Genomic DNA, 13,970 nt, shown 5'->3' on the forward strand with positions numbered 1-13,970 from the left:
ATGCAAGCTTCACCCATCGATTACCAGCCTTTGGGACGCCTGGAAATAGCTGTTCGATTTGCCGATTTACGCCGGCTAGCCCATGAAGTACCACCCTATTTGGCGACTATGGTTGGCACGCAAAACGAGCCGTGGACGCTGCGGACTGCTGTGGAAGACGATTGGGGTGTAGCCGGATTAGATACAGAAGAACTGCTGCTCGCATTTGGAGAAAAGTACCGAGTTGATTTAACCAAGTTCGACTTTACGGGCTTTATTAGCCCCGAAGGCCTCACACCATGGCAAGGATGTGTGGCAACGGTCCTTTTGCCAAGTCTGTTATTTTTATGGTTGATCAAAACGGCTGTAGCTGGACTGTGCTGGCTATTTAACAGGTCGTGGGCTTCTGCTATCTGGCACTTTAGCCTGACAAGTATCGGGTCCAAGCCTCGGCCATACTCTGAGGTACTGACGACGGGCGATTTTGTAGCGTCAGCCGCGGCGGGGCTGTTTGTGAAACGCGAGCGGGTACGGTTCGCACTCGCCCGTCAATAGCCGGCTGCGCTCGAAACTAATTTATAGATGAAGCAACATATTCTGTATCCAACTCTGAAGTGATGGCCGCACCGTTTGCAGGCATTAGGCTTATGAATTAGCCAATACAGCTACTCCGAACTTACGCAGGCCAAGGCGGTTTGCTTGATATCCTCCTGATCAACTAAACCGTCCCTCCTCATGCCCTTCACCATCACCATCGCCTCTAACTCCACCCAACCACTTACCGTCAACCGCTTAGGCTACGGCACTATGCGCCTACCCGGTCCCGATGTATGGGGTGAGCCGGCCAACCGCTCCGAGGCCCTGCAAATTCTGCGCACGGCCGTAGAAAACGGCGTAAACTTCCTCGACACGGCCGATTATTACGGCGAGGACGTCACCAATCGCCTCATCCGCGAAGCCCTCTACCCCTACCCCGCCGACCTGGTTATCTGCACTAAGGTAGGCGCTACCCGTCGGCCCGATAAAAGCTGGGTGCCCTTCAACACGCCCGAAAATCTGCGCACCAGCATGGAGAACAACCTGCGCACCTTGGGTCAGGAGCAGATCCAACTGGTACACCTACGCCTGATGGGCCACGGCGCGGTACCGCTGGACGAGCAACTCGGGGCCATGTTTGAAATGCAGCGCGAGGGTAAAATTCTGCATGTGGGCCTCAGCAACGTAACCCGCGAGGAGCTAGAAACCGGCTTGCAGCTAGGCAATATTGCCACCGTAGAGAATATGTACGGCTACGCCCAGCGCACGACCCTAGCGCACGCGCACGGCCACAACCCCGGCGGGGAGGAAGTGTTGGACCTTTGTGAAAATCACGAAATCCCGCTGATTCCTTTTTTCTCGCTGCTGCACGCCCTACCCAAAGAACTCGATAAAATTAGCGAGGTAGCCCGCCGCCACAACGCCACGCCTGCCCAAATTAACCTGGCTTGGCAGCTGCACAAATCGCCCTGGATTCTGCCGATTCCGGGTACTTCCTCGCTGGCGCACTTGCGGGAAAATCTGGCTGCTGCCGCTATTCAACTGAGCGCGGAGGACATGGCGTATCTGGGGTAGGAAACGGCGGAGCGACATAGCCTAATCGCAAAGTTTGTTTCTTGTAGGCCCGCACCTTTCAACTCTCTGTATGTCGAGAAGCTTCTTCAGCGCCGTTCTACTCTGTGGCTCCACCTGTTTCTTAGCCAGCAAAACCCCCGACTATTTATCTGCCCACCACTTGCCAGGCCGACCTAGTGTCAGCGCGCCGGCGACCCCGCCGAAGCCCTACGGCGCCCTACCCTCGGCCAGGCAACAGGCGTGGCACACCACCGAAGTATACGGCATTGTGCATTTCACGCCTACTACCTTCGAGAACAAGGAGTGGGGCTATGGTGATGCGGACCCGAGCGTTTTCAACCCCACCGATTTTGATGCCGAGCAGATTGTGCGAGCAGCTAAGGCAGGCGGCTTGCGCGGTATTGTGCTAGTAGCCAAGCACCACGACGGTTTTGCGCTGTGGCCCACGAAAACCACGGCCTATAATATCTCGAAAAGTCCTTTCCGGGGTGGTAAAGGCGACTATGTGAAGGAGATGGAGCAGGCCGCCCGCAAACACGGCCTGAAGTTCGGGGTATACTGCTCGCCTTGGGACCGGAACAACGCTGCCTATGGCACTCCCGCCTACCTACCCATATACCAGGCCCAGTTGAAAGAGCTATACGCCAACTACGGGGAGCTGTTTATGAGCTGGCACGACGGCGCCAACGGCGGCGACGGCTACTACGGCGGTGCCCGCGAGAAGCGCTCCATCGATAACACCACCTATTATAATTGGGACCAAACCTGGGGCATCACCCGCAAGATGCAGCCCATGGCCAATATCTTCAGCGATATTGGCTGGGATGTGCGCTGGGTAGGCAACGAGGAAGGCCACGCGGCCGAAACCAGCTGGGCTACCTTCACGCCCCGCCCGCCCGAGGGTAAAAACGTAGCCGTGCCGGGTCAGGCCAACTACCCGCAAAGCCCCATGGGTATCCGCAACGGCGAGTTTTGGATGCCTGCCGAGTGCGACGTACCACTTCGCAAAGGCTGGTTCTACCACCCCACCGAGGCGCCCAAAACGCCCGAAGCGCTGTTTGATTTGTACCTGAAAAGCGTAGGCCGCGGCGCGGCCCTGGACCTAGGCCTGGCCCCCGACACCCGCGGCCAGCTACACGCCGACGACGTAGCAGCCCTCAAAACCTTTGGCGATATGGTGCAGCATACCTTCGCTGACAACCTAGCGAAGGGCGCCCGCCTCACAGCCAGTAACACCCGCCACAACACCTACGCCCCCGCCAAGCTGCTCGATGGCAACCGCCAAACCTACTGGGCCACCACCGACAACGTGCACACGCCCAGCCTGGAAATAGCTTTCACCGCGCCCAAAACGTTCGATATCATCAGCTTACAGGAGTACATTCCGCTGGGCCAGCGCGTAGAGGGTTTCACCCTTGAAGCTTGGCAGGATGGCGCTTGGAAGCCACTTTACACAGGCACGAGCATTGGGGCCAAGAAGCTGGTGAAGCTGGATGCGCCCGTAACGACCACCAAACTGCGCGTGGCCATCACAGCATCGCCGGTTTGTGTCGCCCTGAGCGAGGTAGGAGTGTATAAGCAGAGGCCGTAGATGCAGAGTAGGCCCGGTGAGCACTATACCTCACTGGGCCTGAGATGAAAGCAGGTGGCGGGGCGCTCGAAAGCTCAATGTGTAATCTAGCTTGATAAATGTGAAGCCTCTTATGGCCGTGCAGGACGAATTGCCGTATGTAAGAGACTTTTGCTTCACTTAAAATAGATTTTATTGAATTTTTCGACGCCAACTAATGCGCTTTCCTTTTTCTCCAAAGTAGTTGGTAGCATACTTCTGAATGTTGCAACTATATTCCAGACTGTTGCACAACCCACAGCCACCCCATCTGATACGCTGACTACCCATCAGAAACGCACTCGGCAGCTTGTATTGGGTACTGGCTTTGTAGTGGGCTATGCGGTTTCGCTCAAACTGCTCAGCGACGCGTGGTACAAAGAATATCCTCGCACCCGCTTTCACTTCTACGACGACAGCCACCACTGGAAGCAGATGGATAAAGCGGGCCACTTCTGGACTGCTTTCCACGAAAGCCGCATGGGCGTGGACGCGTTGCGCTGGGCAGGCACCTCCGAGAAAAAAGCCATCTGGCTTGGCAGCCTAGTTGGTCTGGCCCTGCAAACGCCCATCGAAATACTGGATGGCATGAGCGAAGGCTACGGCTTTTCCAACAGCGATATGGTAGCTAATGCTGCCGGTGCGGCGGGAGTGCTGGGGCAGCAGTTGGCCTGGGGCGAAATCAGGGTGATGCCGAAATTCTCGTTTCATAGTACGTCCTACCCCACTACCCGCCTTGAAAGCCTGGGCAACAGCTACGCCGGACAGGTATTGAAAGACTACAATGGCCAAACCTACTGGCTCTCGACGGATATATCCCGCTTTCTACCCTCTAGCACGCGCTACCCGAAGTGGTTAAACGTGGCAGTAGGCTACGGCGCTGCCGGGATGGTGGCAGGCGACCCGGCCCAGAACCGGGCGCTGGGCTACCGGCCCTACCGCAAGTTCTACCTTTCTCCCGACCTGAACCTACAGAACATTCCTACCCGCAGTGGCCTGCTGCGCACAGCCTTCTACGTGCTCAGCATTGTGCGCATACCTGCACCAGCTTTGGAATACAATACCAAGCGCGGGCTCGTGTTCCGCCCGCTTTACTACTAGCACCCCTGACGGCACCCATCCAGGGTAGGCTTACTTCGCTTCGCTTGACAGCTTATCTTTCTTATTTAAATCGAAACGATATTGTAGGCTGATTTGCCCCAGTAGCGTTCCTAATGATGGCGCTTCTTTCGTTGATCGTACAATAGAGCCTGCGTCTGTTGTATGAATGGCCACAAGGTTCGCTTCTGAAGTAGCCAATGGGAGAGCAACGCCTCCTTGAACAGCTGCTTTGAACCCCTTCCAGCGGTAGCCATAGCTTACGGCTGGCTCCAGTGTGATAACCCGTACTTGTTCATAGCGGTACCGGATATACCGCACGTTAGGGTGATTGTCGTAATAAGCGAAATCCTGGTAGTGTGAATAGGCCAACCGCATTCCAAATACTAGGTCGCTGCTCCGTCCCCTCTTTCCTAAGTTAATCTGGCTGAAGGCCGTCCAGTAGCGCGCACGAGTAAACTCCTTGCTATCCGAAAACCTTGTGTAGTACCAGGAATTATCGACGCTGCTGGTCCCGGCACCTGTGTACACCTCTACCCTATTGAGGTAGCGACGGTCGAATTGCTTGAAATAGCCTATGCCGCCTTGCAACACGTGGTTGTTATTACTCTGCACATAGGTACTACCCAGGATTGTGGTGTGGTTGCGCGCACTCCAATCGAGCTTGGCTGCACTGAACAGGGCAATATGATTGGTCAATGAACACGACACGTCTAGCTCATAGCCGCCACCCCAGCCAGCTCTTACTTGTAGCTGGCCTTTTTGATCGTGCAGCGGGGTGAGTAACGCATTCGCTATATAGGCGCCGCGCTGCGCCATTAGTGTCTCTGGAAGAAGTACAGAAAAAAGCAGTAGAAAAAATCGAAACATAAGGATGCGTCATAATTTATTTTCACCTACTGAAATATATCGGGTAGGAAATACACCCCCGAACGAATAAGCAAGTGTATTAGACTACTTACTGGCACAGCTCAAACAACTTATATAGTTACTGTTCAGTATTTTATACCGCCAATTAAAAGACTTTATACCAGACCCGTAAAACCAGCTACACGCACTACACCGGTGTTCGACCTGACGAAGGTAAAAGTATGCTTGCCTACTATTTCTCATAAATACGCTGTATCTTTACCCACAACCAACTGACCATCATCATGCTACCATCCATCACTATGAAAAGAAGCACTGTCGCCGTTTCGTCGTTTCTGTTGCTGAGCAGCCTGGGGTCGTTGAGCTTCCTGGCCTCTCAGGTGCGGGACCTGAACCTGTTTTTTGACCTGCGCGACGGCGAGGAGTTGCATTTCTAGGCTGCTTTTCCATACGGCTAGTTACTACCATGAACCCCGCCTATGGCGGGGTTTTCTGCATTTCAAAAAGTGGCGGAAGGTTGCATTAGCCGTTAAGCTTCTATCTTCACCTCAAATTAGATAGCCAACCTTTCCTCCCAAGCAGGACCTGACATATGCATATGGAAGAGTTTTTCGCATTATTTTTAGAAGAACTAAAGAGTAACTCCAAGCTTACTAGCTACTACAAATTTTTAGAAAATCCCGCCAGTTTCGAGTTTCGGAAGGCGTATGTGGTGCAACGGCTCCAGTATATTCTGGACCACCTGCCTACTACCGATGCCGCTATCTGGGATTGTGGCTGCGGCTACGGCACTACGGCTATTTTCCTGGCCCTGAATGGCTACAAGGTACACGGCACTACGCTCGAATTTTACTTCGCACGTATTCCGGAGCGGCTACAGTACTGGGCACAGTTTGGCGACGTATCGGGCTTCACGTATAGCTACGAAAACCTGTTTGATGTGCCGCCACCGCCGGCGTCCTACGACCACATCATCATTCAGGACACGCTGCACCACCTAGAGCCGTTGCAGGATGCCCTGCGCATTTTTCATCAGGCGCTCCGACCAGCTGGCAACCTCATCATTGTAGAAGAAAACGGGGGCAACGTGGTGCAGAATCTGAAGCTTTATCTGCGGCGCGGCAACAAGCGCATCATCGAAATCTATGATGAGCAGTTGAAGAAGAATATTTTGCTGGGCAATGAGAACATTCGTCCGCTTGCTACCTGGCGGCGCGAGCTGCACAAGCAGCAGCTCACCATTTACCCCGCCGACGTGCAGTACATTCGGCTGTTTCCGCCGTTTATGTTCAAGCAAAACAACACGCCGGAACTGGTCCAGCGGGAGGACCGCATATGGCGCCGCAACGCGCTGCTTAAAGAAAAGCTGTATTTCGGTCTAAACTTCGTGGCGGGTAAAATGCCGGAGGCTCGCAACGCCTAGCTGCGTAGTTCACTCTGCTGTAGGGCAGCTTATTACTTTGCACGTTTGCCCTACCCTGCTTGTCCGGCAGAGCATTTTTGTAGGCTTTTCCGCTACATACGCACTTCATTCTACGGGCTCCGCGAACTGGAGCCTGCTTTTTTTCTGCACTTTCGCGCCCATAACCGTATAAGAGCGGCATACACCTAATCGTTTCTAACCCTTACCACATGGAATTGACTTCGCTCAAGGAGCAAATCAGCTACATTATCGGCCGCGACATGGCCCGCAACTTCTCGCAGCAAGGCCTCGACCTAAACGTAGATGTGCTGGCTCAAAGTATGAAGGATGCCCTGGGCGGCAAGCCCAGCGCCCTCTCCAACGAGCAAATTGAGGCCGCCATGCGGCAGCTCCAGGAGCAACTGGGCGGCGCCGAAGAAGATGACACCCAAGACCCCAACGCCATGAATAACAACAAAGCCGAAGGCGAAGCCTTCCTTGCCGAAAACAAAAACAAGCCGGGTGTGACTACCCTGCCCAGCGGCCTGCAATACGAAGTACTGACTGAGGGCAATGGCCCCAAGCCTACCCCTAGCTCGTCGGTAACCACACACTACCACGGCACGCTCATCAACGGCAACGTGTTCGACAGCAGCTACCAGCGCGGTCAGCCCGCTACCTTTGGTGTGAACCAGGTAATTGCCGGCTGGACAGAAGCCCTGCAACTGATGCCCGAAGGCTCGAAGTGGCGCCTCTACATCCCTTCGGACCTGGCCTACGGCAAGCGTGGCGCCGGCCGCGACATCGGCCCCGATTCCACGCTCGTCTTCGACGTGGAATTGCTGAAAGTGAATAACTGACTAGCTGTTTCCCCGGCACCCGCTGCGTCTTCCGACCCGGCGGCTGTCGGGGAAACGTTTTTCCTGCCTTCTCCTACGGACTTTTCTACTCCTCCCCCTCCTCCCGTCGACTTGCCTACCCTGCGTAGCGAGGACAACCGCCTGGAGCTAACGGCCACAACTCTGCGCGTGCACGACCAGCGCTACAGCCTGCTGGAGCTGGAAGCCGCCGAATTGACGCCTGTTCGGTGGTTGCTGTGGTATATGCTGGGCGCGCTGGTGCTGGCGGGGGTGCTGCTGGCTTTCCTGCAAAACTGGCTGCGCACCCTACCTACCGCGCTAGGTCTGACAGTAGGCGCTCTGCTACTGATTTACGGAAACCGCGGCACCAACCGGCTGCGCCTGCACCGGGCCGGCCGCGAAGCCGCGCACTTTTCCCTACCCGGCGACCCGGCCACTTGGCAGCCCCTACTCCGTGAGCTAAACCGCCGCATTCGGGCCCAGCATGATGCTGCCGCGGCCCATGCCGCGCAGCTGCTAGCTGCCCTCACCCCGCCCGACGCTGCCCCGGAAACTCCACCTACCGATTCGTTTTAACCCGTCCTTGCTTTAACCGCGCATCCAGTGGTTTTGCTTTACCTTTGACGCGTCCGTTTCACTGGTTAATACCACCGTTTTCCCTCCTATTTTTTATGGACTCTAAACACCAGCACACCGCCATTTCTACGGCAGGTTTGCTTATCGCCCTGGGCATTATCTACGGTGATATTGGAACCTCGCCACTCTATGTGATGAAGGCAATTGTGCCGGGCACCATCGACCCAATTCTGGTGTACGGCGGCATCTCGTGCGTACTCTGGACGCTGACGCTGCAAACCACCATCAAATATGTATTGCTGACACTGAACGCCGATAACAACGGTGAAGGCGGCATTTTCTCGCTCTATGCATTGGTGCGGCGCCGGGCGGGCTGGCTTACCATCCCGGCCATTGTAGGCGGCGCGGCCTTGCTGGCCGACGGCGTAATTACGCCGCCCATTTCGGTGTCGTCGGCGGTAGAGGGGTTGGAGGCTATCTACCCCACTATCCCTACGGTTCCTATCGTTATCGGTATTTTGCTGCTGTTGTTCTTGTTGCAGAGCTTCGGAACGCAGATTGTGGGCAAGGCTTTTGGGCCAATTATGTTTTTGTGGTTCAGCATGTTGGCTACCCTGGGCATCTTAGGCATTGTGCAGCATCCAGAAATTCTGAAGGCTGCCAACCCCTACTATGCCTACGACTTGCTGGTGAACTACCCCGGCGGTTTCTGGCTACTGGGTGCCGTGTTCCTATGCACCACGGGGGCTGAGGCGCTCTACTCCGACCTGGGCCACTGCGGCAAGGGCAACATCCGCATCAGCTGGATGTTCGTGAAGCTATGCCTGCTACTCAACTACTTCGGGCAGGGCGCTTGGCTGATAAGCCATGCGGGCGAACAGCTTGATGGTCGTAACCCATTCTATGCTCTCATGCCCGAGTGGTTCCTGATCATCGGCATCGGCATTGCCACCATTGCAGCGGTTATTGCCTCGCAAGCGCTTATAACGGGCTCGTTTACCCTGGTAGCAGAAGCTATCCGCCTGAATATGTGGCCCAAGGTGAAGCTCAACTACCCTACCGATGTGAAGGGCCAGCTGTTTGTCCCGAGCATGAATCGGCTATTGCTGTTTGGCTGCATTGGGGTAGTGCTGTATTTTCAGCGCTCCGAGCACATGGAAGCAGCCTACGGTCTGGCTATCACCCTCACCATGCTGATGACGACGCTGCTGCTCACCATGTGGCTGCGCAGCAAGCGGGTACCCATAGCCGCTGTCGTGCTGTTTGTGCTGCTCTACGGCAGCATCGAGGGGTCATTTCTAGTGGCCAACCTCATCAAGTTCCCGCACGGGGGCTGGGTGTCGCTGGCCATTGGGGCCGCGCTGGTGGGCGTGATGTATGTGTGGCTGCGGGCCTTCTACATCAAGAAGCGCCTCACGGAGTTCGTCAAGATTGACCCCTATATGGAAGCGCTCAAGAACCTGAGCCACGATGATTCCATCCCCAAATATTCCACCCACCTGGTGTTTATGACCTCGGCCGAGCGGGCTTCCGAAATTGAGTCGAAGATCATCTACTCCATCTTCCAGAAGCGTCCCAAGCGTGCTGATATCTACTGGTTTGTGCACGTAGATACCACCGACGAGCCGTATACCATGGAATATAAAGTGGTGGAACTAGCGCCCAACGATGCCTTCCGCATCACGTTCCGACTGGGCTTTCGGGTAGAGCAGCGCATCAACCTCTACTTCCGCAAGGTGATTGAGGACCTAGTGCGCAACAAGGAAGTGGACATCACCTCGCGCTACGAGTCGCTGAGCAAGCAGCACGTGACGGGCGACTTCCGCTTTGTGGTGTTGGAGAAATACCTGTCTGTCGAAAACGACTTCCCTACCGTGGAAAAGCTGGTGATGCAGGCGTATTTCTACATCAAGCAATTCATTGCGTCGGAAGACAAGTATTTCGGCCTCGATACCAGTTCGGTGAAGGTGGAAAAAGTACCGCTGGTGATTGCGCCCGTTCGTGACGTAGCCCTCAAGCGAATTCAATAAGTACGGCTCGCCTACCTGTTGCTATGCCTTTACTAACCCGCGACGATTTTTCAGAGCTGCTAGCGAAAGTGCAGCAACGGGGGGCAAGTTATCTTTTCTCAAAGCTGAACCCTAGTGCCTTAGCCCGCACCCAGCGCACGTTCGACGACCCGACGCTGCAAACGGCTAACTGGTGGATTGTGCCTGCTGTGCGGGCGCGCTGGAATCAGAGAATCACGGGCGACCCTACCTTCCCCTACGAGCCCTACGTGGTAGCAAAGTATCTGCGAAACCGCACGGGCCTGTCGCTGTGCTCGCTGGGAAGCGGCAGTTGCAGCCACGAACTGGCTTTTGCCCGCCACGCCACATTTAGCCAAGTAGAGTGCGTAGACATTGCTCGTGCCCTACTGGACCAAGCTAAAATTCAAGCTCAACGCGAAGGGCTGCATAACATGCACTTCGTGGTGCGCGATATCAACCGCCAGCACTGGCCGCAAAACACCTACGACGTGGTGCTGTTCCACTCAGCCCTCCATCACTTCCAACATGTGGACGACGTGCTGGACAATGTGTGGCACGCCCTGCGCCCCGGCGGCCTAGTGGTCCTTTATGATTATGTAGGCCCCAACCGCTTGCAATGGAGCGCTGCGCAGCTATTCGCTGCCAACGAGTTGTTGGCGACCCTACCAGCCTCGTATCGGCGGCGCTACCGCAGCCAGCGTCTGAAAACGCGCATCAGCGGCCCCGGCCTGCTCCGGATGCTGGTTTCGGACCCTTCGGAAGCTGTGGAGAGTGAACAGATCAGAGGAGCAGTAAAGCAACGCTTTACGCTGCTGGAGGAAACTGAAGTAGGCGGCAATTTGCTTGCCCTCGTGCTCAAGGACATTGCCCATCACTTTCTTGCTAACACGCCACAGACGCACCAGTTATTGGCTACGTTGTTTGCGGCAGAAGACGTTTTCCTGACTCATCATCCCAGCGACATTCTGTTTGGGGTGTACCAGAAAACCTGAGCTTGCATTTTGTCATAATGCAACGGCCCCGCTGAATCTTTCAGCGGGGCCGTTTGCAGTTAAAGGACGTTGGGTTAGGGAGATATAATAGGACGAAATCGTACAAAAAGATTATTGTTTACTTCTCCTACTGTCTGTAACCTACTGCCCTACCGGCAGCCACTTGCGCAGCACTTTCAACTGCGCTTCGGTGGGGTTTTCTACCTGCTCCACGCGGTAGCGCTGGGTGGTGCCGGCCAGCAGCGGGAAGCTCACTTCCTTGATCTGGCCGTCGCGGTTTACCAGGAATTTGACGGTGGTACCGGCCGGCCGGCCAGTGAGGGCCGTGTTGGGGTCGGTGGTGATGCGGCCGCCGTCGAGGGCCAGGATTTCGTCGTTCACGTTCAGGCCGCCTTGCCAAGCGCTACCGTCGCGCACGACCGTCGTGACGGTAGGCGCGCCGCTGCGGGTACTGACCACGGCGCCTAGCACACCATCGGAGGTAGTAGGCGTGTTGGTGAGGCGCAGGCCCGCGTAGCCCAGGGCCGTGTTGTAGGGTAGGGTTTCGGTACCGTACACGTAGCGACGGAAGAAGTCGTCGAAGCGTTGGCCGGCTATTTTGGCCACGGCCGCTTGGTATTCTTCGTCGGTGAAGCCGCGCTTTTTCTTGGTGTAGTACTCCGAGTAGAGGTAGCGCATCACGTCGTCGAGGCTTTTCTCGCCCTTGGTGGCGTTAATCACCATCAGATCCAGCACAGCACCAATCACCTCGCCCTTATCGTAATAGCTGATGCTGGTGTTGTAGGAGTTTTCGTTGGGCCGGTACTGCTTGATCCAGCTGTCGAAGCTCGACTCGGCGGCTGACTGCACTTTGTTGCCAGGCGTATTTTCTACGCGGGTAATCACGTTGCTGAGGTCGGCCAGGTAGTTTTCGGGCTTCACGAAGCCGGCGCGCTGGGTAATCAGGTTGGAGAAATACTCCGTGCCCCCCTCGCTCACCCACAGCATGTGCGTGTAGTTTTCCTTATCGTAGTCGAACGGCCCGAGTGCGATGGGCCGGATGCGCTTCACGTTCCAGAGGTGGAAATACTCGTGCGCCACCAGCCCCAGGAAGCCCTTGTAGCCACCGGGTGTGTTGTAGGTGGTGCGCGACACTTCCAGGGTAGTCGAGAACAGGTGCTCCAGACCACCGCTGCCGCGCTCCAGGTTATGCACAATGAACACGTAGCGGTCCAGCGGATTCTGGCCCACCACGCGGTGCGCTTCCTCACACACCTTCTTCATATCGGCCAACAATTGCTGCTCGTCGTAACGGGCTTCGCCATACATGGCTACCGTGTGGGGCGTGCCGTTGGCAGTGAATTGCAGGATTTTCTGGTTACCGATTTCAATGGGCGAGTCGGCCAGCTCGTCGTAGTTGGTGGAGCGGAAGGTGAAGGGCGCGCTGCCGCTCACCGGCTTTAGACTGGTGCTCACCTGGCTCCAGCCAGTGGCGGGCTGCACCGTAAGGATACTCTCCAGCGCTTTTCCCTCGGCCGGATACATAAACACGCTGGTGCCGTTGAGGTAGCCGTGCGAAGCGTCCAGGAAGCTGGTGCGCACGCTCAGTTCATAGGCGTACACCTTATATTTAACGGTGAAGTCCTTGGATTTCGGGTGATACACGCGCCAAGTGTTTTTATCCACCTTATCGACTTGCAGCGCCTGCCCGCCGGCCGTTGCTACCATGCCCTCCACGTTTTTCTCAAACTCCCGCACCAGGTAGGAGCCGGGTGCCCACACGGGCATTTTCACGTCGGTGTAGGGCTTATTGAATCCTCCCAAGCTCATTTCCACCTCGAAATAGTGCGTTTGTGGAGCGGGCATCGAGAGGGTGTAGCGCAGGGTAGGCGAAGCGGCAGCAGCCGTGGCGGCCGTCAGCAATGACAGCGCCCCGGCGGCCACCAGTGTGCGGAAACGGGTAGGCAGCATGAACAAAAAATAATAAGTAGAAAAGCAGGAGTACACCCGACCCCAAAAGGCAGCCGGGGTTGCAAAGTACAGCCGATTTTTGAGCCTACCTACTCGTCCGCGCCTACCCCGTCGGAACCCCTACCCGCTGGTTGCCGTTAGGCTGCTTACTTCCCTACCCTCTTATGCGCTACGTCTGGATAACCTTTCTGAGTTTGGTAGCCGTGCTACTGGCCGTGTTTCTCTGGCCACGCCCGGCAGCTCCTTCTGCTCGCGTGGCGCCTACCCAAGCCGTGCCGGTGGTAGCCGTTGTGCACCGCACGCCCCGCGCCCCTACCCCCGTAATGAGCGACCGGGCTGAGGCCATCATCCGCTTTGCCGAGCAGCAGTTGGGCACGCGCTACTGCTACGCCGGCACCACGCCCGCGGGCGGTTTCGACTGCTCAGGCTTCGTGTACTACGTATTCAAGCAGTTCGATATCAGCGTACCGCACTCCACCGCGCAGCTCATCAGCGTGGGCCGGCCCGTGGAGCGTAGCCAGGCCCGCCCCGGCGATATTGTGGTGTTTACGGGTACGGCTGCTACTTCCACCACGCCCGGCCACGCGGGCATTGTGCTCTCGGAGCCCGGCGAGCCGTTGCGTTTCATTCATTCCTCCTCGGCCCGCCGTGAGTCCGGCGTAAAAGTCAGCCAGGTAGAAGGCTCCGGCTACGAGCGCCGCTTCATGCAAGTGCGGCGGGTGCTTTAGAATAGTGAAGGTATGAGATGGTGAAGTTGTGAATAGGCAAGCGTCTATCATCCTGAACGCAGTGAAGGACCTTATGCCCCAATGTTACGCTTGTCGTTCTCACGTGATAATGCCGTGATAAGGTCCTTCGCAAGCTCAGGATGACAGACGCCTTCTTATTATACAAACTCAAGTACACTTCTCTACCCCACAAACTCTCAACTTCACCATTCTAAAAAAGCGATGCCCGGTACTGCCTGTGCAGGCCTACTGAAAGGCTGCTGGG

The 13,970-nt window shown here is 56.1% G+C and carries 13 protein-coding genes; 11 read left to right on the forward strand and 2 right to left on the reverse strand.

Going from position 1 to position 13,970, the window contains the following annotated elements:
• The 4 genes from KYK14_RS00745 (at nucleotide 1) to KYK14_RS00760 (ending at nucleotide 4,300) form a co-directional block, all read left to right on the forward strand.
• Entirely contained in the window at nucleotides 1-534 is a 534-nt protein-coding gene (locus KYK14_RS00745; protein ID WP_219156052.1) for a DUF1493 family protein, read from the forward strand.
• A 180-nt stretch (nucleotides 535-714) separates the two neighbouring features.
• Nucleotides 715-1,590 (forward strand): aldo/keto reductase, encoded by an 876-nt coding sequence (locus KYK14_RS00750; RefSeq protein WP_219156050.1) that lies wholly within the window; start codon nucleotides 715-717, stop codon nucleotides 1,588-1,590.
• 70 nt (nucleotides 1,591-1,660) lie between these two features.
• Nucleotides 1,661-3,181, forward strand: coding sequence for an alpha-L-fucosidase (locus KYK14_RS00755; protein ID WP_219156048.1), 1,521 nt, complete (start codon nucleotides 1,661-1,663; stop codon nucleotides 3,179-3,181).
• A 333-nt stretch (nucleotides 3,182-3,514) separates the two neighbouring features.
• Entirely contained in the window at nucleotides 3,515-4,300 is a 786-nt protein-coding gene (locus tag KYK14_RS00760; protein ID WP_246601615.1) for a DUF2279 domain-containing protein, read from the forward strand.
• A gap of 30 nt (nucleotides 4,301-4,330) precedes the next feature.
• Here the strand turns inward: KYK14_RS00760 and KYK14_RS00765 are convergent, their stop codons facing one another.
• Complete coding sequence (locus tag KYK14_RS00765; RefSeq protein WP_219156046.1) at nucleotides 4,331-5,167, reverse strand: hypothetical protein; 837 nt, start codon at nucleotides 5,165-5,167, stop codon at nucleotides 4,331-4,333.
• A 302-nt stretch (nucleotides 5,168-5,469) separates the two neighbouring features.
• Between KYK14_RS00765 and KYK14_RS22275 the strand changes: the two genes are divergently transcribed.
• The 6 genes from KYK14_RS22275 to KYK14_RS00790 all read left to right on the forward strand — a co-directional run bounded on the left by KYK14_RS22275 (nucleotide 5,470) and on the right by KYK14_RS00790 (nucleotide 11,027).
• Nucleotides 5,470-5,604, forward strand: a complete 135-nt coding sequence (locus KYK14_RS22275) for a hypothetical protein (protein WP_258049046.1) — start codon at nucleotides 5,470-5,472, stop codon at nucleotides 5,602-5,604.
• 161 nt (nucleotides 5,605-5,765) lie between these two features.
• Nucleotides 5,766-6,590, forward strand: a complete 825-nt coding sequence (locus KYK14_RS00770) for a class I SAM-dependent methyltransferase (protein WP_219156044.1) — start codon at nucleotides 5,766-5,768, stop codon at nucleotides 6,588-6,590.
• 209 nt (nucleotides 6,591-6,799) lie between these two features.
• Nucleotides 6,800-7,429 carry a BamJ family beta-barrel-assembly machinery protein gene (bamJ, locus tag KYK14_RS00775; RefSeq protein WP_219156042.1) on the forward strand — a complete coding sequence of 210 codons (630 nt, stop codon included), beginning with the start codon at nucleotides 6,800-6,802 and terminating at the stop codon, nucleotides 7,427-7,429.
• Between the two features lie 111 nt (nucleotides 7,430-7,540).
• Nucleotides 7,541-8,005 carry a hypothetical protein gene (locus tag KYK14_RS00780; RefSeq protein WP_208306280.1) on the forward strand — a complete coding sequence of 155 codons (465 nt, stop codon included), beginning with the start codon at nucleotides 7,541-7,543 and terminating at the stop codon, nucleotides 8,003-8,005.
• Nucleotides 8,006-8,100: 95 nt separating this feature from the next.
• A complete protein-coding gene (locus KYK14_RS00785; protein ID WP_185283548.1) occupies nucleotides 8,101-10,035 on the forward strand; it encodes a KUP/HAK/KT family potassium transporter in 1,935 nt (644 codons plus the stop codon).
• A gap of 23 nt (nucleotides 10,036-10,058) precedes the next feature.
• Nucleotides 10,059-11,027, forward strand: a complete 969-nt coding sequence (locus tag KYK14_RS00790; RefSeq protein ID WP_219156040.1) for a class I SAM-dependent methyltransferase — start codon at nucleotides 10,059-10,061, stop codon at nucleotides 11,025-11,027.
• Nucleotides 11,028-11,168: 141 nt separating this feature from the next.
• Here the strand turns inward: KYK14_RS00790 and KYK14_RS00795 are convergent, their stop codons facing one another.
• Nucleotides 11,169-12,977: a M61 family metallopeptidase gene (locus KYK14_RS00795; RefSeq protein ID WP_246601614.1), complete on the reverse strand. Its 1,809-nt coding sequence runs from the start codon at nucleotides 12,975-12,977 to the stop codon at nucleotides 11,169-11,171.
• Between the two features lie 164 nt (nucleotides 12,978-13,141).
• Between KYK14_RS00795 and KYK14_RS00800 the strand changes: the two genes are divergently transcribed.
• Nucleotides 13,142-13,705 (forward strand): C40 family peptidase, encoded by a 564-nt coding sequence (locus tag KYK14_RS00800; RefSeq protein WP_219156038.1) that lies wholly within the window; start codon nucleotides 13,142-13,144, stop codon nucleotides 13,703-13,705.
• Nucleotides 13,706-13,970: the final 265 nt, after the last annotated feature.

The organism is Hymenobacter profundi (assembly GCF_019334315.1).
Classification (GTDB): domain Bacteria; phylum Bacteroidota; class Bacteroidia; order Cytophagales; family Hymenobacteraceae; genus Hymenobacter; species Hymenobacter profundi.

Bases quoted from the DNA above. Each gene is read 5' to 3' on its own strand.
- KYK14_RS00800 (WP_219156038.1), top strand. From the start codon at position 13,142: ATGCGCTACGTCTGGATAACCTTTCTGAGTTTGGTAGCCGTGCTACTG.
- KYK14_RS00785 (WP_185283548.1), top strand. From the start codon at position 8,101: ATGGACTCTAAACACCAGCACACCGCCATTTCTACGGCAGGTTTGCTT.
- KYK14_RS00770 (WP_219156044.1), top strand. From the start codon at position 5,766: ATGGAAGAGTTTTTCGCATTATTTTTAGAAGAACTAAAGAGTAACTCC.
- KYK14_RS00745 (WP_219156052.1), top strand. From the start codon at position 1: ATGCAAGCTTCACCCATCGATTACCAGCCTTTGGGACGCCTGGAAATA.
- KYK14_RS00795 (WP_246601614.1), bottom strand. From the start codon at position 12,977: ATGCTGCCTACCCGTTTCCGCACACTGGTGGCCGCCGGGGCGCTGTCA.
- KYK14_RS00755 (WP_219156048.1), top strand. From the start codon at position 1,661: ATGTCGAGAAGCTTCTTCAGCGCCGTTCTACTCTGTGGCTCCACCTGT.
- KYK14_RS00765 (WP_219156046.1), bottom strand. From the start codon at position 5,167: ATGTTTCGATTTTTTCTACTGCTTTTTTCTGTACTTCTTCCAGAGACA.
- bamJ (WP_219156042.1), top strand. From the start codon at position 6,800: ATGGAATTGACTTCGCTCAAGGAGCAAATCAGCTACATTATCGGCCGC.
- KYK14_RS00790 (WP_219156040.1), top strand. From the start codon at position 10,059: ATGCCTTTACTAACCCGCGACGATTTTTCAGAGCTGCTAGCGAAAGTG.
- KYK14_RS00750 (WP_219156050.1), top strand. From the start codon at position 715: ATGCCCTTCACCATCACCATCGCCTCTAACTCCACCCAACCACTTACC.
- KYK14_RS22275 (WP_258049046.1), top strand. From the start codon at position 5,470: ATGAAAAGAAGCACTGTCGCCGTTTCGTCGTTTCTGTTGCTGAGCAGC.